The organism is Streptomyces sp. NPDC059850 (assembly GCF_042731515.1).
Taxonomy (GTDB): domain Bacteria; phylum Actinomycetota; class Actinomycetes; order Streptomycetales; family Streptomycetaceae; genus Streptomyces.
This window is the reverse complement of record NZ_JBHWJI010000020.1, coordinates 122,626-147,777: the sequence shown is the minus strand read 5'-3', so window position 1 is coordinate 147,777 and position 25,152 is coordinate 122,626. Positions and strand designations below refer to the sequence as shown.

The window sequence follows — 25,152 nt, the reverse complement described above, 5'->3', positions numbered from 1 at the left end:
GACCCGCACCGCAGCCGCGCGGTCGCGGTCCGCGCCCGCTGGGCGCTGGGCATGGCCGCCGTCGCCGAGGGCGACCAGGCGACCGCGTATGAACAGTTCCGCCTGCTGTTCACCGCCGACGGCGACCCCGTCCACTACGCGTGCTCCCACCCCGGAATCGCCGAACTCGCCGCCGCGGCCGTACGCACCGGCCACCACGCGGAGGCCGCCGCCATCGTGGAACGCACCGAGAAGCGGCTCGCCGACGACCCCTCACCCCGGATGCGCGCCCTGCTCCACCGCGCCCACGCCCTGCTCGACCCGTCCCGCGCGGGAACCACACTTCCACTCGGCCCTGGCCGACCCGGCGGGCCGCCAATGGCCCTTCGAACGCGCCCAGATCCTCCTGGACCACGCCGAATGGCTGCGCCGCGCCCAGCGCATCACCGACGCCCGCCCTCTCCTCCACACCGCCCTGGAAACCTTCCGCCGCCTCGGCGCCCACCCCTGGACCGACCGCGCCGGGGCCGAACTCCGCGCCGCGGGCGTAGACCCGGCCCCCGCCACCCCGGACGCCCTCACCACCCTCACCCCCCAGCAGCAGCACATCATCCGCCTCGCCGCGAAGGGCCTGAGCAACCGCGAGATCGGCGAACGCCTCTTCCTCTCACCCCGCACCGTGGGCTCGCACCTCTACCGCAGCTTCCCCAAACTCGGCGTCACGGCCCGAGCCCAACTCCGCGATGTCCTGGAGGCATCCGGCCAGTCATAGCCCCAGGGTGCGCCTGCGATGATCAAAACTGATCGCATGCGAAACTTGATGCGCACACGCAAACGCTGAACGCATGTGCGTTGACAGGGGGATGGGGAACGTGGCCGTCACAGTGCCGGATTGGGCCGACACGCTGCTGGATGTGATCGGCGTCTCGTGGCCGAACATCGATGAGGACGCCTATCGCGATATGGCGGATTCTTTGCGGGAGTTCGCCGACGACTTGGAGGACGACGGGCAGCTGGCCAACGGCCATGTGGAGCGGCTGCTGTCCTCCGGGTACGGCGAGGTGATGGATGCCCTCAACCTTCACTGGGGCAAGGTCAAGGGCACCCATATCAAGGACATCGCGTCGGCGGCACGGACGATCGCCGGGGCGATGGACACCGCGGCCACGGCGGTCGAGGGGATGAAGGGCGCGGCGCTGGTCCAGCTGGGCTATCTGGCGAGTGAGGCCGGTATCGCGCTGTCGCTGATCCCGGTGACAGGTGGTCTGTCGGCGCTGCTGGGCGCGGGGGCGATACGGGCGACGCAGGAGGCGGTCCGGCGGCTGATCAAGGAGTGCGCGGAGGAGGCGGTCGGCTACATCGTCGCCGCGCTGACCGAACCGGCGGTGGCCGCCCTGGAGAACCTGGCTGCCGACCTCGTCGTCCAAGTCGGTGCCAGCGCGATGGGGTTGCAGGACGGCGTGGACCTCGGCCAGGCCCAGCAGGCGGGCAAGGACGGCTTCAAGGACGGTGTGCAGGGCGCGAAGGAGGGCATGCACCTGGCCTCGGCGGGCGGCTCCGGTGGTGGCGGTGGCGGTGGCGGCAAGTCCAAGGGCCTGCGCATCGAGCACAGCGAGCATGACCACGCCTCCACTCAGCTCAGCGGCCTGAGCGTCAACTTCCGTACCAAGACCGCCGGAAAGCTGGGCAAGGCGAAGTCGCATCACAGCCGCACTCGCGGGCGGGACAGCATCGCGGAGGCCATCGACCCGGTCGCGGACAAGGCCGTGGGCGCCCTGGAGAAGGCGCTCAAGACCATGGACGACCACGTCACCACCAAGCTGCCCAAGGCCGTCAAGCAGATCTCCATCGACAACAAGCACAACGACATCGACATCGGCGCGAGCTTCCGGGGGAAGGACCGCAACAACGACGGCTGGAAGGCGCCCAACGGTGGCAAGGGCGGCGCCTCCCACGTCAAGCCGAACTCGATGCGCGACGTCAAGGACGATCCTCGCGGCAAGGGCATCTCTCTGAACAAGCGGCGCTGTGCGACCGACCCGGTCGACATGGCCAGCGGGGAGATGGTGATGTCCCAGACGGACCTCTCCCTCCCCGGCGTGCTGCCCCTCATCCTCTGCCGCACGCACATATCCGGCTACCGCTACGGCCACTGCTTCGGCGTGAGCTGGGCCTCGACGTTCGACGAGCGGCTGGAGGTGATCCCCGAGGGAGTCGTGTGGGCTCGCGAGGACGGCTCACTGCTTCTCTACCCCAGCCTGCCCGGCGACGAGGAGGAGCAGGTATGGCCGCTCGAAGGCGACCGTTTGCCGCTCACCTAGGTCCGCCGGACGGAGCTGGGCGACGTCACCTATGCCGTGAGTGACCCGCGATCCGGTCTGGTCCGGCGCTTCACCGGCAACGTCTACCGTTCGAGTGAGCTGTACTGGCTCCGTGAGATCGAGGACCGCAACGGCAACGCGATCCAGATCAGCCGCGACCAGGACGGCCTCCCCACCACGGTCCTCCACGAGGCCGGCTACCGCGTCCTCGTGACCACCGACGCGGAGCTGGGCCGGGTCACCGCACTGGCCCTGCACACCCCGGAGGGGCCCGTCCGGTTCACGTCCTTCGGCTACGACGACCGCCGCAACCTCGACGCGATCACCAACTCCTCAGGCGCGCCACTGCGGTTCACGTACGACGACGCGCAACGCGTGACCTCCTGGACCGACCGCAACGACTACACGTACAGGTACGTGTACGACACGGCGGGCCGCGTGGTGGAGACCATCGGCCCGGACGGCGCGCTCTCCTCCCGCTTCTCCTACGACCTGACCCACCGCGTCACCCGGTTCACCGACTCCACGGGCGCGGTCACAGTGACCCGATTCAACGGTCTCGGCCAGGTCATCGCCGAGACCGATCCGTTGGGCCACACCGTCCACTTTGAATGGGACCGCTGGGACAATCTGCTCTCCCGCACCGACCAGCTCGGCAACACCGCCCACTTCACCTGGGACGACAACAGCAACCTCACCGCGGTCCAGTTCCCCGACGGACGGCAGTCGACGGCCTCCTACAACGCACACCATCTGCCGGAGGCGCTCACCGGCCCTGACGGCACGACCTGGCGGCAGACCTTCGACGAGCGCGGCAACCGGACCGCCGTCATCGCGCCCGACGGCACCTCCACCCGCTTCACCCACGATGTGACGGGAGCGCTGGCCACCGTCACCTACCCCACGGGTGACACGGAACGGCGCACCAACGACCAGGCCGGTGTCACCCTGTCCGTCACCGACGCCCTCGGCGGCACCTATGCGGTCGAGCGCGACGCTTTCGGCCGACCGGTCGAGAGCGTCGACCCCTCGGGAGCGGTCACCCGGCTGGAATGGACACCGGAAGGACGGCTGTCGCGCCGGGTGACACCGGACGGCGCGACCGACTCGTGGACCTGGGACGACGAGGGCAACTGCCTCTCGTGCACCAACGCCCTTGGCACGATCGCCCGCTTCGAGTACACGCGGTTCGACCGGCTGGCGGCCCGCACCGGCGCCGACGGGGTGCGGTACGAGTTCACCTATGACACCGAACTGCGCCTGACCGAGGTGCGCAATCCGCAAGGGATGTCCTGGACATACGATTACGGACCGTCCGGCCTGCTGATGTCGGAGACCGACTTCGACGGCCGCACCTCCACCTACGCGTATGACGCGATGGGGCGGCTCACCACCCGCGTCACCCCGCTCGGCCAGCACATCTCCATGACGTTCGATCCCCTGGGCAACGTGCTGGCGAAAGACGCGGACGGTGTCGTCACCCGCTACACATACGACGCCGGAGACCGGCTGACCCGAGCCGTATCGCCCACTTCGGCCGTGGCCCTCGAACGGGACGCGATGGGCCGACTCGTGTCGGAAACCGTCGACGGCCGCACCATGCGATACGGCTACGACACCGCGGGCCAGCTCATCTCGCGCACCACCCCCACCGGGGCGGTCACGGACTTCGCCTATGACGCCGTAGGCAACCGGGTCCGCGTCTCCGCCTCCGGCCACACCCTGGACTTCACCCACGATGTGCTGGGCCATGAACTCCTGCGCACCTTCGGGCCGACCGACGCGCCCATCACCCTCGCCTCGGGCTGGGACGAGATCGGCCGCCTGACCTCCCATTCGGTGTCCAGCGGTACGCGTACGTTGCGCTCGCGCACGTACGGCTACCGGACCGACGGTTTCCTCACCTCCACGACCGATGAACCGACCGGCGGCCACACCCACGTCGACCTCGACCCGGTGGGACGCCCCCTGAGCGTCACCGCCGAGACCTGGTCCGAGAGCTATGCGTACGACGCCGCGGGGAACCAGACCCGGGCCGAGTGGCCCGACAAGGCCCGCCGCACCGAGAGCCGCGGCGAGCGCACCTATGAGGGAACCCGGGTGCTCACGGCGGGCAAGGTGCGGTACGAGTACGACGCGGCGGGGAGGGTCGTCCTACGGCAGAAGACACGGCTGTCGAGGAAGCCCGACACCTGGCGTTACGAGTGGGACGCCGAGGACCGGCTGGTCTCCTGCACCACTCCGGACGGCACGATATGGCGATATACGTACGATCCGCTCGGGCGCCGTACCGGCAAGCACCGGACGGCGGACGACGGCCGCACCGTGCTCGAATCCCTCCGCTTCAGCTGGGACGGCAGCACTCTGGCCGAACAGACGGACCCGGCCACCGGTCTCACCCTCACCTGGGACTACGAGGGCTACCAACCGCTCGCGCAGCTCGAACGCCGTCTGGACCCCGAGTCCGCGCAGTCCGAAGTTGACAGCCGCTTCTTCGCCATCGTCACCGACCTCATCGGCGCGCCTACGGAGCTGATCGACGAGTCCGGCGAGATCGCCTGGCGCGGGCGGTCCACCGTGTGGGGTGCCACGTCCTGGAGCCGCGGCGCCGCCGCGTACACCCCACTGCGGTTCCCGGGCCAGTACGACGACCCGGAAACCGGCCTCCACTACAACTACTTCCGCCACTACGACCCCGAGACGGCCCGCTACACCTCACCCGACCCCCTCGGCCTTGGGCCGTCACCGAATCCGGTCGCGTATGTCACCAACCCGCATACGCGGATGGACCCCGAAGGGTTGATTGCCAAGGGGTGCACGGATGACGGTGGCTGGTACTACGGGCTCCAGCCGTCCAATCTGGTGGACAGCAACGGGAACCGCCTGTCGCCCATCGACATGGAACGCAATCACATCCCGGCCAAGGCGGCTTGGAAGGATATCACCGATCCGGGCTTCTACCGGGCAGGCAAACACCATAAGAAACAAAAGGTCAATTACGGCCCATCCATCCGCATGGAGCTGGGGGATCACAAACAACTACGCAGTACCGATTTCGACCCGCAAGCGCAGGCTTGGCAGATGTGGCAGCGGGATCTGGTCAGCCAGGGGAAGATCACCGAGGCCATGAAGATGGACATCGATGACATCAAGCACAAATTCCCCGGTAAGTATGATCAGCACATCGAAGACATGGTGGCCAGCCTGAAGGACAACAAGCCTCTGCAGGACATGCTCGCAAAGCGCGGCTGGACGATCGATGAAGCCGCCCTGTTGCAGTGACCCGATAATGAAAGGTCAAGGATGGATATCGAACTTTTGCCGCATGCCGGTGTCGCGTCGTTTCGGATCGGCATGCACTTTGACGAGGCGATGGCGGCAGCCCGGGAGTGGGGTACGGTCGCGAATCACCCGGATGAGCGACCGCCCGGAAAGTTCGTCGTCGCTCACGAGGAATTCCGGTTCACCTTTGTGCTCATCTTCCGTCAGGACGAGAGTCTGAACTCCATCGAGGTGTCGCGCTTCCGTAATGAGGATGCGGACGTCCGTGTCTTGCTGGAGGGGCTGGATGTCTTCCGCACGCCGCATGAGGAGTTGCAGCAGCAGTTGGAGGAGCGGGGCCATCCGGTGGAAGAGAACGATCTCGGCTTTGACGGACTGCCGGACCTCAACATCATCCTTGCCAATACCAGCAGCTACGAATATCCCATGGACGACGATGGCGACCCTATGTACTACGACTACGTTCTGGTCTCGGACCGGATCACGCCCTGAACACCGTCAGGCGCGGGGCCGCAGGGCGCGGTCGACCAGGGGGCCCGCGGCGCCCGTGTAGTGGGCCGGGTCGCAGAGCGTCGCCAGTTCCGGGGCGGGGAGGTCCACCTCGGGCAGGGCGGTGAGGACTTTCGCGAGGGGCTGGCCGGTGCGCTCGGCTTCGGCCGTCGCCGTGTCGAGCAGTTGCCGGGCCGCTGCCTTGCCCAGGCGGGGGGCGAGGACGGCGGCGATGCGTTCGGAGACGATGCGGGAGCCGGTCAGCTCCAGGTTGTCGGCCATCCGGGCGGGCCGGATCCGCAGGCCCTCGGTCAGTTCGACGGCGGTGTGCGCGGCGCCGCCGGTGAGGCGGAGGCATTCGCGTAGCAGTTGCCATTCGGCGTGCCAGCCGCCCGCCGAGCGTTCGTCCTCGGAGAGCAGGCACTGGGTCAGGCCGGTGGCCATGGGCGGGACTTGGAGGGCGGCGCTGCGGAGCAGGGTGGCCAGGACCGGGTTGCGCTTGTGCGGCATGGCCGAGGAGCTGCCACGGCCGGGGGCGGCGGGCTCCTCGACCTCGCCGACCTCGGTGCGGGCCAGTGACTGCACATCGACCGCGATCTTGCCGAGCGCTCCGGCGGTGAACGCCAGGGCCGAGGCGAGGTCGGCGATCGGGGTGCGCAGCGTGTGCCACGGCAGCACCGGCCGGGCGAGTCCGGTCTCGGCGGCGAACGCGGCCACCAGATCGTCGAGATAGCCGCCGGGCTCGACGGGCCCGGGGCCGGGGGTGCCGTCGAGTCCGGCGTATTCGAGATAGCCCGCCAGGGTTCCCGCGGCGCCGCCGAGCGACACCGGCAGGCCGGTGTCCGCGACGGTGCCGATGCGGTGGCGCGCCTCCAGGAGCAGTTCGCGCCAGCCCGCCGCCTTGAGCCCGAAGGTGGTGGGCACCGCGTGCAGGGTCAGGGTGCGGCCCGCCATCGCGGTGTCGCGGTGCTCGGCCGCGAGCCGGGCCAGCGCGTGGGCGGCGGTGTCCAGGTCCGTCCGGATCAGCCGGAGGACGTTCCGTGCGACCAGCATGGCGCCGGTGTCGAACACGTCCTGGCTGGTGGAGCCGCGGTGGACGTACTCGGCGGCGGCCGGGTCCTCGGCCGCCACCACCTCGGTGAACGCCCGCACCAGGCCGACCACCGGGTTCGCCGTCTCCCGCGCCCCGACGGCGATCGCCCGCAGATCGAGCCGTTCGGCGCGGGCCGCCCGGGTGATGGTGTCGGCCGCGGACCGCGGCATGCTGCCCAGCCGGGCCTGGGCGCGGGCCAGCGCGGCTTCGGCGTCGAGCATGGCCTGCAGCCAGGCCAGGTCGCACACCGCCGCCTCGGCGGGGGTTCCGGCGCGCACGGGTGAGAGCAGGCCCGCGTCGGTCAGGGGGTCGCTCACACGATCACTCCCGTCAGGTGGGTGCCCCCGGCCGCGGTGCGCGGCGTGGGTGTCCGGGGGATGGGGGCGGGGGACAGGGACAGGACGGTACGGGCGATCGCGTCGGCGTCGCCGAGACTCACCGAGTCCACGCCGGGGCGTATCCCGGCGGCCGTCACCCAGTGCACCGACTCGGTCGGGACACCGTAGGCGAACCGGCGCGGATGGACCCGCCCCCGCACGTCGACGACATGGCACGGCCGCTCGGTGACGGCGAGCCCGCCCGTCTCGTAACCGGTGCCGCCTTCCCCCTCGATCCGGTACGGGCGGCACTGCTCGGTGAGCAGCAGATGGCGCAGCAGCGGATCGGCGGCGCGGCGTACGTCGGGCACCGGCAGCCGGGCCTCGATCAGATGCCGGGAGCGCACCTGCTCCCCGGGCACCAGCGTGGACTGCGCGACGAACGCGGGCCGTTCGGTGTCGATGCACACCTGGGTGCCGGGGCCGGTGACCTCCAGGACGCCCGCCTCGATGAGCGCGATCATCTCCTCGATACGGGAGACCGGCGGGCCGATGGACAAGAACGCGTTGAGCGGGGTGTACCAGCCCTCCAGCTCGGCCAGATGGGACGCGCCGTCCAGACCGCCGTGGTCCACGGCCAGGCGCACTTCGTTGCGCAGATCCCGCAGCACGTCCAGCGCCGCCTTGAGCGGACCGTCGACGTTGCCCGCCTTCGCCTCGGCCACGTCCCGGGCCAGATAGTCCAGCAGCCAGGTCCGGAACTCCGCCCGGTCGGCGAACTCCCGCTCGGCGCAGGGCTGTTGGAGTCGTTCCCAGTCCCAGCGGTCGCCGGGGGCGATGCCGTACGTGTCCAGGAGCGTGGCCCGCTCCTGCGGCGAGGCGGCCAGGAAGCGGTCGGTGAACGGCCCGGGGTCGGCGCCACGCGAGGTCAGCAGCGTGCCGTAGTAGACGCTCTCCACCTCCGCCGCGATCAGCGGCCACACATCGGCGCGGAAGCGCACCCGGTCGCCCGCCGCGGCGCGGCGGCGCAGCCCGGCGATGGTCTCGGGGGTGAGCAGCCGCGGAACGTGGCGGCCGGAGGCGCCCTTCTGGTTCTCGCCGCGCGCGTGGTACGGCACCCCGCGGCGCGAGCTGGCGTACATCACCGGCTCGCGCCCCGAGGGCCGGTACACCAGGCGGTCCCCGACCCGGTCGAACACCCCGCCGCGGCCGGTGGTGAACAGCGCCATGTGGTCGAAGAAGGTGAGGCCGAGCCCGCGCAGCAGCACCGGCTCCCCGGCGCCGATGGAACCGGTGTCCACATCGGCCGGGTTGGCCGGGGTGACATAGCCGAGGTGGTGGATGCGGGCCAGGCTGGCGGTGCGCTCCTCGCGCGGGGTGAGGTGGGCGGGCAGGTGTCCGAGGGCCAGGACCACGGCGTCCAGCTGGTGGATGCGGGTGCCGTCGGCCAGCCGGATGCCCTGCGGCCCGCCCGGCACCCCGCTGGTGTCCGCCATCGCCACCGCGCGCGAGCGGTGCACCCTCAGCGTGATGTGCTCCGGGGCGCGCGCGGCCACCCGCTGGAAGCTGTCCAGCAGATAGCGGCCGTAGAAGGCCCGGGTGGGGTACGCGTCGGGGCCGAGCGCCCGGGCCTCGGCGAGCGTGGGCGTGTCGTACTCGCCCGGCTCACCGAACCGGGCGAGGCTCCGCGCCCACTCGTACAGGCTCGGACCCGGCTCGATCGGGCCCTCGATGCGCACGCTGTCGTCGGTGTAGACGGTGATCTGGGACGCGACGGTGTTGGTGAGCAGATGCCGGGACTGGCCGGAGCGCCACACCGCCCCCGCGCCGGGCGCCGCCGGATCGACGACGTGCACGGTGATGGTCTCGTACGACCGCGCCGCGCGCTCGTTGGCGCACAGCCGCTCCACCACACACAGCCCCCGGGGCCCGGCGCCGACGACGCACACCTCCAGATGGCCGCCGCTCATCGGCGCGCTCCTTGGCCACCGGACTCCTGTGGTTTCGTGGCGGACATCGCGGACAACATCTCGATCCTCGCTCTCGCTTCGGCTCCGAGGGGTGCCACAACCGGGGTGCTCTCTCGCGCGAGCAGCGTATGGGGAGCGGTGCGTTTCCGTCGCCGCGCGCCGTTTTCCCCAGTCGCCCGCCACGACTGAGCAGCGCCCCCGGCCATCGCCCCAGTTGCCCGCCGGGCCCCGCCGGGGCGTTCACCCCGGCGGCGCGCCGTCGGCCTCGGCCGCCGCCCGCTCGGCCCGGCGCCGTACGTCCAGCGCCCGGTCGAGCAGCAGTTGCCGCTCGCTCCGCCCGGGGTCCGTGCCGGGCGTGGTCAGCACGGCCTCCCTCAGCACGTCCACCGCCTCCCGCGCCGCCGCGAGGCCGTCCGGTGCGCCGGATCCGGCGAGGTCGAGAAGTGTCGCCCCCAGCGTCTCCAGAACGGCCGTGCGCTCCGCGGAGCCCGTGGCGGTCTCACCGGCCGCCCGCCGCAGGAAATCGAGGGCCCGCGCCAGGGCGGTGTCCCCGTCGCCCGCCGCGAAGCGCGCCCGCCACGCCTCACCGAGGCGCGTCAGGACGGTCGGCCGCGTCGCCGGGGCGTACTCGCTGGCGCGTAGCGCCTCCTCCAGCGTGGCCGGTACGGACGCGCCCGCGTCGCCGGTGAGTTCCCGGGCACGCGCCAGATCCAGCAGCAGAGCGCTCATCCGCGACGGCCCGTCCGGCTCGACGTCCAGCAGCTTCCGGGCGGCCGTCAACTCCTCCACCGCGTCGGCCGCGTACCCGCGACGGCGCTCCTCCCGGTCCGCCGGTGCCGTGGCCGCCAGCGTGAGCAGCACCCGGCCGAGCTGGAGATGGAGATCAGCGGTGTGCGGGGCCCAGAACGACTGGGCACCGGCCATCGCGCGCAGCCCGCCCACCGCCTCGTGCAGCAACTGGTCGTCGCCGATCAGACCCCACAATTCATGGAGCACCGCCGCCCGTTCCAGCACCGCTTCCAGCACCGCGTCCGTGTCCGGCACCAGCAGCCGTGACGCCCGGTCCAACGTGCGCTCCGCCTGTCGCAGCGACTCGACGGCCTCCTCTTCGCGGTGGCCGGACGAACGGATCCCGGCACGCTCCCGCAGCAGCCGCCCCAGCGTCTGGTGGGCCCTGCCGAGCCACGGAGCGGGTGGCCCCTCGCCCAGCCGCCCCACGCACGAGCGCATCAGCGCCACCGCCTCGTCGAGGACGGCGGGGTCACGCCCCAGCCGCCACAGGGAGAGCAGCGCCCCGCCCAGCTCCGTGGTCACCTGGTCCGTCTCCGGGCCCCGCCGGTCCGCGTCCAGCTCGCGCAGGACCGCCACCGCCTGGTACAGCGCCCCTGCGTCGCCCCCCGTCTCGTACCGGGCGTGCAGCGCACGGGCCTCGGCCAGCCGCGTACCGTACGTCCGTGGCCGTACGGCGGTGACCGGCAGGAATCGGCGCACCACGAGCGCCGGTACCGCGGCGAAGGGCGCGGGCACCCCTTCCGGGCCCGATGGCTCGCCCGGAACCGGACGCGCGGCCGGTGCCGGGCCGGTGCCGATCAGATGGCCGACGGCCAGGGCCGGGAAGTTGGGGCTCCCGGCGCCGAAGGCGCGCTCCACATGAGTGGAGGCGAGTTTGAGGATCAGGGCCGCCTCGTCCCGGGAGAGCAGGTTGAGCAGCAGCTCCCGGACGCCGGGCGCGAAGTCGTACCATGGGCCGTCCTCGACGCCCGCCATGTTCCCGGCGCCGTCCCCGAGGTACACCGTGTGCCCGGCACCCGCCGGGTCGGCGTGCGAGAGCAGCCCGCTCAACAGCACCTCGGCCAGCTCGGAGGGGCCCCCGTCGGGCAGCATCGTCCGCTGGACGGTGAGCATCAGCGGCAGCACCAGCGGGACGGCCGCCAGATACGTCGCCAGCCTGCGCGCCGCGGGCGAGGCGCCCGCCCGGAAACGGCTCATCAGCTCCTCGGCGCCGAGCGGTGCCCACTGCGGATTCGGCTCCGGCACCGCCGGATGGTCGCGCTCCACCCAGGCCGCGGCGGCCCTGATCCCTTCCGGTACCGCTCCCGAGAGCATCCGCGCCCAGGCTCCCAGCGCCGCGGCCGACGGGGGCAGTACGGGGACCGCGAGCGCCCCCGGCGCCGGAGGGCCGTCCTGCGGCCGGAAGACGGGGAGCGCGCCCGGTCCGTGTCCCTGCCACAGCCGGCCGGGTCCCGGCCGCAGCACTGTACGTTCCCACAGCCGCTGCGGCAGGGGCTGGAGCACCGCCACGGGCGCGTCCAGCGAGGCCAGCCGGTGCAGAAACCGCTGGGCAGCGCCGCTGCGCCACAGCGGGCCCGCGCAGTCGCTGACCAGCAGTGTGAACGTCCGTCCTGTGGGGTCCCGCAGCTCGTCGGCCGGGCGCGCCCGGCGGGCCGGGTCGTCGCGTGTGCCGATGGCGAGGCCGCCGTCGGGGGCCGGGTGCAGCCGCAGCAGCCGCACATCGCGGAACGCGCCGCTCCGTTCGCAGACCTGCCGCACCTGTTCGACGGTCCGCTCCCAGACGACCATCGAGGAGGACGAGTCGAAGAGCAGATTCAGGGACAGGGTGGGTACGTCGCGGGCGGGCCCGAGCACCGGAAGGAGCAGGCCCGCACGGGCCGACAGATCCGCCGTCGCCTCCTCGTCCAGCGCCCGGGGCACCGGACCCACCGTGGAGCGGAGTCGCCGCAGCGGCCTCAGGGCCCGCTCCAGGGGCAGGAGTCCGGGCAGCGCTTCGCGTATCGGCGGGGGCGGCGGAGGGATGTGCCGGGGCGGCAGGCTGCCGGGCCGCACCGGCGGCGGGTACAAAAGAACTGTCTCCGGCCCAGGTTCCTGGGCGGCCATCGGAGGGCCCACCTCCGGCTGCCGCGGTGCTGCCGCTACGCCCTGCCGTGGCCGCGCACCGGGTCCGGGCCCGGCCCACTGGGCGAGCCACAGCGCGTCCGCGACGGACACCACGTCGACGGGGTGGCCCGCCTCGGCCAGTCGGTCGAGGAGTCGGCGGATCGGCTCATGCGCGGTCACGGTCCCACCTCACCAGGGCCGGTTGAGCGGCCGCATGAGCTGCTCGGCCAGCCGGTCCCGGGTGACCGCTCCGCCGGAGGTGAGGACGGCCAGGTAGATGGCGTTCAGGAGCTGGTCCACGGCCCGGAGGTCGCCGGGGGCGCTGTCGAGGAAGCGTTCGATCAGGGCCGCCGACTCCTGCGCGGCCTCCTCGCCGAGGTGGGCCACGACCATCGCGGTGAGCCGCTCGTGGTTGGGCATCGCGAGGTGGAGATGGAGGCAGCGGCGCAACAGGGGCGCCGGAAAGTCCCGTTCGCCGTTGCTGGTCAGCACCACCAGCGGAAAGGCGAGGCAGCGGACGTGGCCCCCGGTGACCGGGGCTCGTTCGCCGTCGTCCGTCGCCACCTCCACGACGGGTGGATCCGCCAGCCGCACCAGCTCCGGGACCTCGAACTCCCCTTCCTCCAGCACATTCAGCAGATCGTTGGGGAAGCCGGCGTCGCTCTTGTCGATCTCGTCGATGAGCAGCACCCGCGGACGCTCCCACGGCAGGAGCGCGGTGCCCAGCGGCCCGAGCCTCAGATAGCGGCCGATGTCCTCGGCCGACCCGCCGAGCTGGCTGTCCTGCAGCCGGGCGATGGCGTCGTAACCGTACAGCCCGTCCTGGAGCGCCGAGCGGCTCACGATCGGCCACCGCAGAACACGGCCCAGCCCCAGTTCATGCGCGACCGCGTGCGGAATGGTGCTCTTGCCCGCGCCCGGCGGGCCCGTGACGAGCAGCGGGCGCCGCAGGTACAGCGCCGCGTTGACCATCTCCAGCTCCTCCGGCCCGGGGCGGTACGCGTGTGCCGGGTGCCCGAGGCGGCGCGTGGACGCCGAGTCGAGCGCCGCGGGCCCGGGAAGTGGCGGACCGCCGTCGAAGCGCCGCCAGGGCGGCGGGGACGGCAGCTCCGCGATGCCGTCGTGCGGCTCTCCCGTGCCCCGGTAAATGAGCCATTCGGTCACTTCTGCTCCTGTGCGGTCATGGTGTCTCCAGCAGATCGGATGCGGGTGCCCCGCCGGGGCGCCGACTGGGGTCGTGGTGGAGCAGGGCGATGCCGCGGGCCCAGTCCGTATCGGGGTCGCCCCGCCAGTGCCGGGCGCGCAACTTCGCGACGGCCGAAGGAAGATCGGCAAGCGTGGCGACACCCGCGACGAACTCGGCGGCCACCCGGTGGAACCGCTCCTGTGCCCCGGCGCTCCCGGTGATATCCCCGGCGGGCGGGTACCGCCGCCACAGCAGGGTCGTGAGGCCGTGGTCGAGCGCCCGCCGCACACGCTCCGCCCTGTGGCCGTCGCCGACCGGGCCGTCGTGGACGAACACGGCGCCCGGGCCGGGGAATCGCGCGCGGTCGTCCGCCGCGAGGGAGTCCAGCCGGACGGCGAACGGGCGTGGCGCGGTGGGTGGCGTGGCCCGCCACCGGGAGCGCCACCCGTTGGGCGGATGTTCCGGGGCCGCCTGGTCGACCACGATCACGGCCCGGGTCGCGCCGAGCGGACGCCGCCTGAGGGCCCATTCGTCCACGGGGATGTCGAACAGCTCCTGCGGGAGGTGGAGTTCGACGGGGGCGATGTGATCACCGGCGTCGGCGCGCAGGAACGCGTGGTGGAGTGCGTCGAGCAACCGCCCAGGCGGATCGGCCAGTTCGGCCGGGCCCAGATCCTCGCCCATGGCGAGCAGTTCGACCTCCCCGAGCGAGGTGACGAGGCGGGCCGTCCAGCGGTAGCGGTTCTCCTGCCACCAGTCGGCGCGCAGGTCGAGCACGACGACGGAGGGATCGGGACGCTCCAGCGGTTCCGGTTCAGGCTCCGGCTCCGGCTCCGGCTCCGGCTCCGGCTCCGGAGACGGTTCCGGGCCGGGTTCGGGCTCCGGCCGGGGCTCAGACGCGGGCTCCGGTTCGGGCTCTGATTCCGGTTCGGGCTCGGGCACGGGCACAGGCACGGGCTCCGGCTCGGGCGGGGCCGGAGGCACGGACACCGCCAGCTCCACCGCATCGGGCACGAACACCAGCCCGGCCAGCAGCTTCCGCAGCGACCACGGCAGTGCGTGGGCCCGGTCCAGTGCCCAGTCCTGGAGGCTGAGCGCGCCCCGCGGGCACTCGGCGCGCACGCTCCGCGCCACCCGCAGAAGATAGTCGAGGAAGACGACGATCTCGTTCTGCCCGGTCGGGTCGTACAGCAGCCCCGCCCCGTCCCGCCAGCCGCGCGGTGGAGCGGTGCGGCTGCTGGGCTGTTCCGCGCCCGCCTCCACCACCAGCCGTTCCACCGTGCCGACGTCCGGCGCCGGGGGAAGCTCGGCGAGCAGCCCCAGCGCCTTGGTGCGGTCGACGGGCTGCCACAGCCCGCTCGACAGGGGGAGGCCGCCCTGGACGTCGGTCCAGGTGTTCCGGGCCGCCTTCGGCGGGTGCTGCGCCATCCGGTGCCAGTGGTCATGGGCGGTCATCAGGTCCTGGTACGGATCCGATCCCGCCACCTCGAGCGGCAGCTCCCGCAGGGCCGTGAGCTGCACGGCCTTTCCGCCGTCCCGGTCGTTGCGCTGTGCCTTGACGACCCCCACGACCGCGCCGCGGCCGAGGTCGACCACCGGGCCGCCGGAGACACCGAAACGGATCTCTCCGCCCTCGATCCCGAGGCGGAAGACATGGTTCTCCTGAGCGCCCTCGACCGTGCAATCGCCGGTCCAGGGGTATACCGGGCCGGTCTCGTCGGCCGTGAACCCCTGGAGCAGCACCTTGCCGCCCTGCCCGTGGGGCGGGGTGGAGAGGTCGGAGAGCCATGCGCACGGGTGATCGCCGACCGGGTCGGTCAGTTTGATGACGGCCAGGTCGGGGGTCGGCCATGCGTTCTCCGAGCCCCCGGGCACATCCGCCCACCCGGGCAGGGAGTGGAGCAGCTTCCCCGTGGTCGTCACCAGGTCCCGGCCCGTGCGGTAGGTGACGCCGATCGCAGAGGTGCCCTTCCATTCGGCGGTCCGCCCCGAGCCGCGCAGCAGAACATGAGCGCAGGTGAGCACCCGCCCGGGAGCCGCGAAGAATCCGCTGCCCCATAAGTCGGTCGGGGCCGGTGCGCCGCCGGATACCGGGCTGTGGATCCACACCGTGACGTCCTGGACGAGGTCGCGCAGATTGTTCTCGGCCGTCCGCTGCCGCAGCCCTCGTTCGTTGTCCGACATCGCCGTCGGAGCGGTGTCAGCGCGCGGCCCCGTCCCGCCAGGTGAGGGTGACCGTGACCGACGCCTTCGCCTCACCGTCCGCGAGGACGCTCACGACCTTGCCCGGCTTGGCGGCCAGCTCGACTCCGAAGGTCACCGCGACCTCGTCGGGTGCCGCGGCCGCCGTCGCCTGCCGCATGCTGGTGGCCACGCCCCTGACCATCTCGGTCAGCCCCTCGACCCGGGCCGTGAACGCGTCCGACAACCCGGTGTCGCTGTAGCCGCCGGGGCCCCGGCCGAGCTGTGCGGCGTCCGAGATCCGCGCCTCGATCACCGTTCCGTCCGGCAGTTCGACCTGTGTCATGTTGTTCCCCCCGATGTCCACCGGCCGATGACCGGCCGGCCCACCGCCCACCCGAACGTGGACATCGCTCAAACTACCCATGGGCGCCCGGCGGAACACGCGGAAAACAAAAGACGCTCCGTTCGCCTTGACGGCCGGAGCGTTTCTCTGCGTATATTGGTGATTTGCATGTCTACCTTATTTCTAGGCAGACCAATACTCGATGAAGTCATCATATCCAGCGGGAGTTGAATTGTCAAACGCGGAATTGCGTCAGGAGCAGGAATTCATCGACCTGCTCCATGCGCGTCTCGCCGAATTGCGGGCCGGGGCCGAGGAGGCGGTGAGTGACGCCCTGTCGATGGAGGGGCGGAACTTCCAGGCGCGGCTGGAGCGCGATGTGCTGGTGGCCGAGCGGTCCGGGCTGCTCGCCGCGTTCGACGCGGGGGAGCGGGGGCTGTGCTTCGGGCGGCTGAAGTTCCGCGACGGCCGCGACCACCACATCGGGCGCATCGGCATCCGGCGCGACGACGTGGAACGCACCCCGCTGGTCATCGACTGGCGGGCCGATGTGGCGCGCCCGTTCTACCTGGCGACCGGGCACACCCCGATGGGGCTGCGCCGCAGGCGCCACATCACCACCGAGCGCGGGCAGGTCACCGCCCTGCACGACGAGATCCTGGACCTGGACGACACCGCACGGACCGGGCACGAGAACAGCGACGCGGACGCCGTGCTGCTCGCCGCGCTCGACTCGGCCCGCACCGGCCGCATGCACGACATCGTGCAGACCATCCAGGCCGAGCAGGACCGGATCATCCGCGCCCCGCACCACGGTGTCCTCGTCGTCGAGGGCGGCCCCGGCACCGGGAAGACCGTGGTCGCGCTGCACCGCGCCGCGTATCTGCTGTACGCGCAGCGCGAGCTGCTGGCCCGCCGCGCGGTGCTCGTCCTGGGGCCCAACCCGGCGTTCCTCGGGTACATCGGCGAGGTGCTGCCCGCGCTCGGCGAGACCGGTGTGCTGCTCGCCACGCTCGGCGAGCTGTTCCCCGGCGTGACGGCCACCGGCACCGACACCCCGGAGGCCGCCGAGGCCAAGGGCCGCGCCACCATGGCGGATGCCCTGGCCCGCTTCGTTCAGGACCGGCAGGCGATGCCCGACCCGGAGATCGTGATCGACCACGACGACGGTGACCTGGTCCTGGACGCGGACATCGCGAGCGACGCGCGGTGGCGGGCGCGCGAGACCCGGCTGCCGCACAACCTGGCCCGCCCGCACTTCGCGTTCAGCGTCATCGACGGGCTGACCGCCCAGCTGACCGACCGGATCGGCGCGGACCCGTACGGCGGCCCGAACCTCCTCGGCCCCGACGACATCGCCCAGCTCGGCAAGGCGATCGCGGCCAGCCCCGAGGTGCACGCCGCCATCGACGAGCTGTGGCCCGAACTCACCCCGGAGCAGCTGGTCGCGGACTTCCTCACCGACCCCGTCCACGTGTCCGACGCCGACGCCGCCGCGATCCGCCGTACCGGCGGTGAGTGGACCCCGGCGGATGTGCCGCTGCTGGACGAGGCCGCCGAACTGGTCGGCGAGGACGACTCGGCGGCCCGCGCCGCCGCCGAGGGGGCGCGGCTGGAGCGCATCGAGTACGCGCAGGGCGTGCTCGACCTCTCCTACGGCTCCCGCACCCAGGAGTTCGAGGACCGCGAGGAAGACGACTCGGAGGTGCTGGCCGCCCACAACCTCATCGACGCCGAGCGCCTGGCGGACCGCAACGAGGAGATCGACCACCGCAGCGCCGCCGAACGCGCCGCCGCCGACCGCACCTGGGCCTTCGGCCACATCATCGTGGACGAGGCTCAGGAGCTGTCCCCGATGGCGTGGCGGCTGCTGATGCGCCGGTCCCCGACCCGTTCCATGACGCTCGTCGGCGACCCCGCGCAGACCGCGGAGCCGGGCGGCTGCGGCTCCTGGGCCTCGATTCTCGCCCCGTACGTCGAGGACCGCTGGGAGCACACGCGGCTCGGCGTCAACTACCGCACCCCGGCGGAGATCATGGCCGTCGCGGCGGAGGTGGCCCGGACCGCGGACCCGGACTTCGAGCCGCCGCGTTCGGTCCGCGCCACCGGCGTACGTCCGTGGGCGCGGCACACCGCCGACCTGCCCGGCGCGGTGGCCGACGCGGTGGCGCGGGAGTCGGGGGCGGAGGGCCGTGTGGCGGTGATCGCCCAGCCCGGCCACCACGACGCCCTCGCTGCGGCGCTTCCGGAGGCGTCCTCGGGCCGCTCCCCGGACCTGACCAGCCCGGTGGTGCTGCTGGCCCCGCGGCAGGCCAAGGGGCTGGAGTTCGACACGGTGATCGTGGCCGAGCCGGGGGAGTTCGGGACGAGCGATCTGTACGTGGCGCTGACCCGGGCGACCCAGCGGCTGGGCGTCGTGCACACCGGGACGCTCCCGGAGGGCCTGGCCGGGCTGGCAGCGCCGCTGTCTGAGCTGTCTGAGCCGCAGGACGAGCAGGACGAGCAGGACGTGGCCGTCTCGCCGGAGCGGTGAGCCGAGCGCGGTGTGGCGGCGTGGAGACGCAGCGGCGCGCCGCGCCCCGCCGCCACCGCGGGACCCGTGCCGGTCGCCCGCGCTTCGGCGAGCGACGTCCGGACCGGATCGCCCGTAGCCGCCGGGCGGTTGACCCCGCCCAGGTCAGGGGGCGCCCGGCGGCGGAAACCTGAACGGCGGGGGACGCGGCCGGGGCGGTCGGACGAACGCCTGGTGGGCGGCCTCCGCCGATTTGCCCCAGGCCGGGGGCCGTATGCGAGAGTAGACCGCCCCGATCGGCCGGGCGCGCCCGCGCGCGCAGCCGCCGACGGGTCCCCCATACCCCAGTAGGCAGTCTCCGGTCGCGCCCGCGCGTGTCCGGGCTGCCGCCGTCCCTCCACTACGTCCTTCCTGAGAGCGATGCTGGCAACGACTCTTCCTCCCCGGACCACGGACCTGTTCGACCAGGGCCTGGAGTTGCGACCCGGTTCCGCGCTGCTGCGGTTCGGCGCGGCGCGACAGCGACCGGCCGGCCGGTTCGGCTGGTCGGGCAATGGCGCCGCGGCGTGGCTCGACGACGTCCGCGGGCATGTGTGGACCGTCGGCGGCCCGGAGGCGGCCGCCGGGCTCGTCCTGCGCGCCGCGCAGCGCCGCCCGGAACAGGTGCGGGAGTTCACCGGGCCACGCGGCACCGACACCCTGGTCGCCCGCCACCTGCCGGTGGACGACATCGTGGAGTGGGTGTTCCGCTGGACACTGGAGGAACCTCCCGTGCAGCGGGGCGAGGAGCGCGTGGTCGTCCTCGACGAGAGCCACCACGACGAGCTGCTCGCCTTCCTCGGCGAACACAGCCCCGCCTACTCGACCGGCCCCGGCTCCGCGGATGTGAGCCTGTGGTGTGGAATCCGTGACGACGAGGGCCATCTGGTGGCCTGCGGCGCCATGAGCAGCCTGCGGGACAGCGGGGCGCCGCTGATGGCGTCCGTCGCCACCGACGCCGCCCAGCGCGGCCAGGGTCTCGGCGCGGCGCTGACGTCGTGGCTGACCCGGTACGCGGTGCGCCGCCACGGCTTCTGCACCCTGTGGCAGCTCGCCGACAACGCCCCCGCCGAACGGCTCTACACCCGCCTCGGCTACCGCAACGAGGACCCCTGCGTGGCCGCCCGGATCGCCGCCAACTGATCGCGGCGAACCTCATGACAACAGTCACACCGGGCCCCGGAACGAACGGGGCGCAATAGTAGATACCCGCTCGGCGAAATCGGAGACTTTTCGGCTCTTGCCGACATGTCGTATCCGGGTTCGCCACGGGTCCGGTGTCCCGCCCAGTCATCTGGCCACCAGCGTTTCTGACGGCGGGACACCGTCACATCTCCTTCACGGGACCTGCGCAGCACACCTCGGTGTCCCACCGCAAGCGACGTCCCGCACTACGACCCCCGGTAGTAGCGAACACTTGTTGCATTGCTTTCGACGCGGACCTAACAATGACGGCCCACACCGCGCCTCGGCAGTCCTGGCATCGCTGCGCACAGAGTCAGCCGTACACGGGGGAGGGCGTACCGCGACTACCGAGTGAGGGTCACGCATGAGCAAGCACCGGACCACGAAGACGCACCACCGGAAGATAGCCGTCGCCGCCGTCGCGGTGGCCGCCGTGGGTGTGCCGTCGGTCGCGATGGCGTGTCTGGACGGGCCGGACGACAAGGGCAACGCGGCCCGTGGGGTGGAGACCAGCGCGACCGCGGAACACGGGCAGGGCGAGCGGTGGCAGGAGAAGAAGAGCCAGCACCGGGACACGGAGAAATCGGCGCCGGTGAAGCGGGCGAAGGAGACGGAGCGGGCGTCGCGGTCCGCCTCCGCCACGCCGAGAGCCCGTACGACCTCCGCCCCCGCCACCACCCTGTCCGCCACCGCCCCGGTGGCGGCGAAGTCCAAGGCCCCGGCCACCACGGCCGCCGCCACCACCAAGGCAGCCGCCTCCCCGACGGCCGCGGCGTCCAGCGCCGAGGCCCAGGTCGTGGAACTCGTCAACGACGAGCGCGCCAAGGTGGGTTGCTCGCCGGTGAAGGTGAACGCGAAGCTCACCAAGGCCGCCGAGGCCCACAGCAAGGACATGGCCGAGCACAGCAACATGTCGCACACCGGGTCCGACGGATCCCAGCCGGGCGACCGGATCGAGGACGCGGGCTACTCGTGGAGCACCTACGGTGAGAACGTCGCCTACGGCTACAGCTCGGCCAAGAGCGTGATGGAGGGCTGGATGAACAGCTCCGGTCACAAGGCCAACATCCTGAACTGCGACTTCAAGGAGATCGGCGTCGGCCTCTCCGGGTCCGGCAACTACTGGACGCAGGACTTCGGCACGGCCCGCTAGAGCCTGCCCTCCCGCGTTCTCTCGCGGAGCGCGCCGAGTTCGCGTTCCTGAGCACGTTCGCGGACGCGTACCACTATGGTCGGGTGCCATGCGCGTGGCTGGTGTCCTCGACAGGGTGACCCGGACCCGGGCGGCCGTGCTCGTCGTGGCCCTCGTGGCCGTGCTGCTCGCGCAGATGGCCGTCGCGATGGTGACGACGGCCGTGGAGCAGACGCCGACCATCGACGAGCCGGTGTACGTGGGGACGGCCCAGACCTATCTGCGGGAACACAGCCTGCGGTTCAACCCCGAACACCCGCCGCTCGGCAAGCTCGTCATCGCCACCGGGCTGCAGTTCGCCCACGCCCGCCTGGCCCCCGGATTCGCCGGGGACCAGGGGGCGCTGGGGCGGCGGCTGCTGTACGAGTCGGGCAACGACTCCTGGCAGGTGATGCTGTGGGCGCGGCTGCCGGTGATCGTGCTGACACTGCTGTTCGGGCTGGTCGTCTTCGCGTTCGCAAGGGATCTGGCCGGTCCGGTGGGCGGAGTGGCGGCGCTCACGCTGTACACGTTCTCGCCCGATGCCATCGCGCACGGCTCGCTCGCCACGCTCGACGTACCGATGGCCGGATTCCTGCTGACCTCGGTGTGGCTGCTGTGGCGGGCCCGGTGCCGCCCCCGGACACAGCTGCCGCTCGCCGGGGCGGCGCTCGGCGCGGCCGTGGCCACCAAGATGAGCGCGCTGCCCGCGGTTCCGGTGCTGATGGTCCTGGCGGTGCTCTCGTATGTGTCGTACGCCTGCCGCACACCCGGCACCCGGTGGTGGCGGGGTGTGGTGCGGGGTGCGGCGGGCGCGGTGGGCATGGCGCTGGTGGCGCTTGCCGTGGTGTGGGCCGCGTATCTCGCCGTGGACCCGCGGCTGCGCTGGACCACGCCCGGCCATGTGCCCGCCGTGCACGGGCTGCGCGGGCTCGCCGTCGACCTGCTGCCGGTCCCGGAGCCGTTCCGCGACGGGATGCGCGTCCAGTTCGGATTCGAGAACGAGCGGTGGCGCGGCTTTCTGTTCGGCCACCGGTACCACGGCTCGCTCTGGTACTACCTGCCCGCCGCGCTGCTGGTGAAGACGCCCCTGGGCATGCTCGCGCTGTGGGCCGCCGGTGCCGTCGCGATGGTGGCGGCGCCCCGGCTGCGGCCTGCGGCGCCGTACGTCCTGGTGCCCTCCGCCGTGCTGCTGGCCGTGGCCATGAACGGCGCCCGCGACCTCGGCGTGCGGTACGCCGTCTTCCTGCCCATGTTCCTGGCGGTCGCCGCGGCCGGGCTGGTCACGCTCCGGTGGCGAGGGGCCCGTGGTGTGACGGCGGCCCTGGCCGTGTGCGTGGCGGTCAGCTCGCTGCGCACGTTTCCGTACTACCTGCCGTACGCCAACGAGGCGTTCGGCGGCCCGGCCAGGACCCATCTCCATCTGCACGACTCGAACGTCGACTGGGGCCAGGATCTGGGGCGGCTGGCCGACCGCCTCCGGGGGCGCTACCGGGACGAGCGGGTGTGGCTGGTTTACAAGGGCAGCGGTGTGCCGTCCGCGTACGGCATCCGCGCCCGCGATCCGCGCGGGGTGTCCCCGGGCCGGGTGCACGGGCTGCTCGCCGTCTCGGACTCCTCGGTCGCCCAGGCGCGGGGCAGGCTCGCGGCGCTGATCGAGGACAGCCGACCGGTCGACGAGATCGGCCACTCCATCACCGTCTACCGCCGGGCATAACGCCCGTGCGGGGCCTGGCCGCCCGCCCGCCCGGGGCCGGTTGGTCCGTATCCAGCCACGCTCTGTAAGGTCATCTCCGCACGTGCGGGGGCGTGTGCTGTTGGAGGTCGCTCTCCTCTGCCGTTCTGCGCCCGCTCACCGGCCGCCGACACACCGAGGAGGGGTGCCCATGTCGTACCCGAGACCGCCTGAGGGCCCTGGCAGCGCAGGACCCTACGGACACACACCCCAGCAGGGCCCGCCGCCGATGCCACCCATGCCACCACCCCCGCCACCCGGCGGCCAGCAGGGCTGGCAGGGGACACCGGGGTACGGCGGACAGCCACCCCAGGGCACACCGTACGGCGGCCAAGGGCCCCAGCAGGGCGCACCGTACGGCCACGCGCCCGCCCCGCAATCGCCGCCGCCCGCGCCGCCGCGGAAGAGCACGGGCCGCACCTGCCTCTCCGCCTTCCTCGGCATCACCGGCGCGCTCGCGATGCTGGGCGGTGGCGCGCTGACCGCACACGCCTACTCGAACCACAGCCAGAACATCCCCAACCGCACCGCGTACGGCGCGTCGATGTGGCGCAACGAGCCCGCGGACAAGCTGTTCCCGGACTTCGTCGCGCCCCGGCAGGGCACCGGCCAGGCCCGGACGCCCGACCGCGAGCGCGCCCAGTGGCACCGCGTCGGGATATCCGAGGACACCGGCTGCGAAGACGGGCTGAGCGGAGCCACCTCGGCCCAGGCGGAGAAGCTCGGCTGCGAGGCCGTGCTGCGCGCCACCTATGTGGACCCGACGGGCAACACGGTCGCGACTGTGGCGCTGATCGTCCTGCCGGAGAGCGCGTCCATGGACACGGAGATGAGCACGTTCTTCGACGCCGAGAAGGAGAAGGACAACCCGGGGCCGGGTGTGAAGGCGTACGCCGTCCCCGGCACCATCGCGGCCCAGTGGAGCGACGCTCGGGCCAACGGCTCGGCGGGGCAGCCGGTCAGCGGCCTCCCGTACGCCCTGGTGGCCTCCGCCGGTGCGGTCGACGGCCGTAAGGCGGGCGAACTGCCGGGCGAGTGGGGCAAGTACAGCATCGACGCCAAGCAGGACCGGGCTCCGTGGCGGGGCGCCGCCGACGGCCTCGTCGACGCCCTGAAGGTCCATTACTTCGACCTGCTGACGGAGGGGGTCTCATGAGCGTCCGGCGACACACCACCGCGCGCCTCGCCACGGCCATGACGGCGACCGTCCTCGCCTCGGTGCTGGGCGTGGCGGCCGCGCCGCCCGCGGCCGCCGCGGGCCCCACCCCCACCAGCTGGGAGGCGAAGGCGCTCGGCCTCGCGTCGGCGCAGAGCACCGCGCAGGGCGAGGGTGTCAAGGTCGCGGTCCTGGACAGCGGCGTCATGACCAACCACGTGGCGCTGAACGGCAAGGTGACCACCGGCCCCGACTTCCTCAAGGACGGTCTGCGGCCCGGCGATCCGCGCTGGGGCGCCCACGGCACCGCGATGGCCTCGGACGTCCTGAAGGTGGCCCCGAAGGCGAGCATCCTGTCGGTCCGGGTGATCGACGACAAGGAGGATCAGGGGGAATTCAAGACCGGAACCAGTCCGACCAGCCAGGGCATCGACTACGCGGTCGACCACGGCGCCGATGTGATCTCCATGTCACTCGGTGGCGAGATGTTCGGCGACAGCGTCGACGAGGACGAGGTCGACGCGCTGGCCCGGGCGGCCCAGAAGGGCATCCCGGTCATCGCCTCGGCGGGCAACGAAGGCGACATGTTCAACGACGCCTCGTACCCGGCGGGCTACCCGGGCGTGATCGCCGTCGCCGCCACCCAGCAGAACGGCACCCGCGCCGAGTTCTCCACCGTACGGACGTACAACTCGGTGGCCGCACCCGGCGTGGCCATCGTGAGCGCGAAGAACACGGGCGGCTACGAGCCGGTCAACGGCACCTCGCCCGCCGCCGCGCTCACCTCGGGCGTGGTGGCCCTGATGCTGTCGCACAACGACAAGCTGACCCCGGCCCAGATCCGCGCGCTGCTGACGAAGACGGCGAACCACCCGGCCGACGGGCGCAACGCGCTGGTCGGGTACGGGCAGATCGACGCGGCTGCCGCCGTCCGGGCCTCCGCGAACCCGCCCGCCGACGGGACGGACCCGGCGAAGTACACGGGCAAGGAGCATCTGGCCACCCCGGACGGTACGCCGAAGACCCAGCACCCGCCCCTGGAGACGGAACTGGTGACGATCGGCCTCGGCGCGGCGGGCGTGGGGCTGCTGATGGTCATCGGCGCGGTGCTGATCACCCGCGCGGGCCGCCGCCGCGCGGCCACGGCCGTCGCGAGCGCTCCGCGGGGCTGATCGCCGATACGGATGTGGCGGGGGGGGGGGGGGGGGCGCCCCCCCCCCCCCCCCCGGGGCCCCCCCCCCCCCCCCGGGGGGGGGGGCGGGCGGGGGGGCGTTGGGGCCGCCCCGCGCGCCCCG

At 72.3% G+C, this 25,152-nt stretch carries 16 protein-coding genes; 10 read left to right on the top strand and 6 right to left on the bottom strand.

What is annotated here, in order from left to right:
- Positions 1–88: 88 nt before the first annotated feature.
- The 4 genes from ACFV9T_RS19045 to ACFV9T_RS19030 all read left to right on the top strand — a co-directional run bounded on the left by ACFV9T_RS19045 (position 89) and on the right by ACFV9T_RS19030 (position 6,074).
- A complete protein-coding gene (locus ACFV9T_RS19045) occupies positions 89–751 on the top strand; it encodes a LuxR C-terminal-related transcriptional regulator (RefSeq protein WP_385441726.1) in 663 nt (220 codons plus the stop codon).
- 100 nt (positions 752–851) lie between these two features.
- A complete protein-coding gene (locus tag ACFV9T_RS19040; RefSeq protein ID WP_385441679.1) occupies positions 852–2,300 on the top strand; it encodes a DUF6531 domain-containing protein in 1,449 nt (482 codons plus the stop codon).
- Positions 2,301–2,336: 36 nt separating this feature from the next.
- Positions 2,337–5,582, top strand: a complete 3,246-nt coding sequence (locus tag ACFV9T_RS19035) for an RHS repeat-associated core domain-containing protein (RefSeq protein ID WP_385441678.1) — start codon at positions 2,337–2,339, stop codon at positions 5,580–5,582.
- A 21-nt stretch (positions 5,583–5,603) separates the two neighbouring features.
- On the top strand, positions 5,604–6,074 hold the full coding sequence (locus ACFV9T_RS19030) for a hypothetical protein (protein WP_385441675.1): 471 nt from the start codon (positions 5,604–5,606) through the stop codon (positions 6,072–6,074).
- 6 nt (positions 6,075–6,080) lie between these two features.
- Here ACFV9T_RS19030 and pcaB read toward each other — a convergent pair whose 3' ends face one another.
- From pcaB to ACFV9T_RS19000, 6 genes are all read right to left on the bottom strand, one after another.
- Positions 6,081–7,481, bottom strand: a complete 1,401-nt coding sequence (gene pcaB, locus ACFV9T_RS19025) for a 3-carboxy-cis,cis-muconate cycloisomerase (protein WP_385441673.1) — start codon at positions 7,479–7,481, stop codon at positions 6,081–6,083.
- On the bottom strand, positions 7,478–9,451 hold the full coding sequence (locus ACFV9T_RS19020) for an FAD/NAD(P)-binding protein (protein ID WP_385441671.1): 1,974 nt from the start codon (positions 9,449–9,451) through the stop codon (positions 7,478–7,480). Before ACFV9T_RS19020 ends, pcaB begins: the two co-directional genes overlap by 4 nt.
- A gap of 240 nt (positions 9,452–9,691) precedes the next feature.
- Entirely contained in the window at positions 9,692–12,526 is a 2,835-nt protein-coding gene (locus tag ACFV9T_RS19015) for an SAV_2336 N-terminal domain-related protein (RefSeq protein WP_385441669.1), read from the bottom strand.
- Between the two features lie 9 nt (positions 12,527–12,535).
- Entirely contained in the window at positions 12,536–13,510 is a 975-nt protein-coding gene (locus ACFV9T_RS19010; RefSeq protein WP_385441667.1) for an AAA family ATPase, read from the bottom strand.
- Positions 13,511–13,526: 16 nt separating this feature from the next.
- Entirely contained in the window at positions 13,527–15,716 is a 2,190-nt protein-coding gene (locus ACFV9T_RS19005) for a trypsin-like peptidase domain-containing protein (RefSeq protein WP_385441665.1), read from the bottom strand.
- A 16-nt stretch (positions 15,717–15,732) separates the two neighbouring features.
- Complete coding sequence (locus tag ACFV9T_RS19000) at positions 15,733–16,059, bottom strand: CU044_2847 family protein (protein WP_385441662.1); 327 nt, start codon at positions 16,057–16,059, stop codon at positions 15,733–15,735.
- Between the two features lie 247 nt (positions 16,060–16,306).
- On the opposite strand from ACFV9T_RS19000, the gene ACFV9T_RS18995 reads away from it, so the two are divergent.
- The 6 genes from ACFV9T_RS18995 to ACFV9T_RS18970 all read left to right on the top strand — a co-directional run bounded on the left by ACFV9T_RS18995 (position 16,307) and on the right by ACFV9T_RS18970 (position 25,029).
- The gene (locus ACFV9T_RS18995) at positions 16,307–18,592 is read left to right on the top strand and encodes a HelD family protein (RefSeq protein ID WP_385441724.1); all 2,286 of its coding nucleotides are present in this window, start codon (positions 16,307–16,309) and stop codon (positions 18,590–18,592) included.
- Between the two features lie 399 nt (positions 18,593–18,991).
- Positions 18,992–19,753, top strand: coding sequence for a GNAT family N-acetyltransferase (locus ACFV9T_RS18990; RefSeq protein WP_385441660.1), 762 nt, complete (start codon positions 18,992–18,994; stop codon positions 19,751–19,753).
- 406 nt (positions 19,754–20,159) lie between these two features.
- Positions 20,160–20,948: a CAP domain-containing protein gene (locus ACFV9T_RS18985; RefSeq protein WP_385441658.1), complete on the top strand. Its 789-nt coding sequence runs from the start codon at positions 20,160–20,162 to the stop codon at positions 20,946–20,948.
- A gap of 88 nt (positions 20,949–21,036) precedes the next feature.
- Positions 21,037–22,683: an ArnT family glycosyltransferase gene (locus tag ACFV9T_RS18980; protein ID WP_385441656.1), complete on the top strand. Its 1,647-nt coding sequence runs from the start codon at positions 21,037–21,039 to the stop codon at positions 22,681–22,683.
- Positions 22,684–22,939: 256 nt separating this feature from the next.
- On the top strand, positions 22,940–23,857 hold the full coding sequence (locus ACFV9T_RS18975) for a hypothetical protein (RefSeq protein ID WP_385441654.1): 918 nt from the start codon (positions 22,940–22,942) through the stop codon (positions 23,855–23,857).
- Positions 23,854–25,029, top strand: coding sequence for a S8 family serine peptidase (locus ACFV9T_RS18970; protein WP_385441652.1), 1,176 nt, complete (start codon positions 23,854–23,856; stop codon positions 25,027–25,029). The genes ACFV9T_RS18975 and ACFV9T_RS18970 overlap by 4 nt, the downstream gene beginning before the upstream one ends.
- Positions 25,030–25,152: the final 123 nt, after the last annotated feature.

Coding starts and splice junctions, on each gene's coding strand:
- ACFV9T_RS19045 (WP_385441726.1), top strand. CDS start 89: ATGAACAGTTCCGCCTGCTGTTCACCGCCGACGGCGACCCCGTCCACT.
- ACFV9T_RS19030 (WP_385441675.1), top strand. CDS start 5,604: ATGGATATCGAACTTTTGCCGCATGCCGGTGTCGCGTCGTTTCGGATC.
- ACFV9T_RS19020 (WP_385441671.1), bottom strand. CDS start 9,451: ATGAGCGGCGGCCATCTGGAGGTGTGCGTCGTCGGCGCCGGGCCCCGG.
- ACFV9T_RS19005 (WP_385441665.1), bottom strand. CDS start 15,716: ATGTCGGACAACGAACGAGGGCTGCGGCAGCGGACGGCCGAGAACAAT.
- ACFV9T_RS19000 (WP_385441662.1), bottom strand. CDS start 16,059: ATGACACAGGTCGAACTGCCGGACGGAACGGTGATCGAGGCGCGGATC.
- ACFV9T_RS18990 (WP_385441660.1), top strand. CDS start 18,992: ATGCTGGCAACGACTCTTCCTCCCCGGACCACGGACCTGTTCGACCAG.
- ACFV9T_RS18985 (WP_385441658.1), top strand. CDS start 20,160: ATGAGCAAGCACCGGACCACGAAGACGCACCACCGGAAGATAGCCGTC.
- ACFV9T_RS18980 (WP_385441656.1), top strand. CDS start 21,037: ATGCGCGTGGCTGGTGTCCTCGACAGGGTGACCCGGACCCGGGCGGCC.
- ACFV9T_RS18975 (WP_385441654.1), top strand. CDS start 22,940: ATGCCACCACCCCCGCCACCCGGCGGCCAGCAGGGCTGGCAGGGGACA.
- ACFV9T_RS18970 (WP_385441652.1), top strand. CDS start 23,854: ATGAGCGTCCGGCGACACACCACCGCGCGCCTCGCCACGGCCATGACG.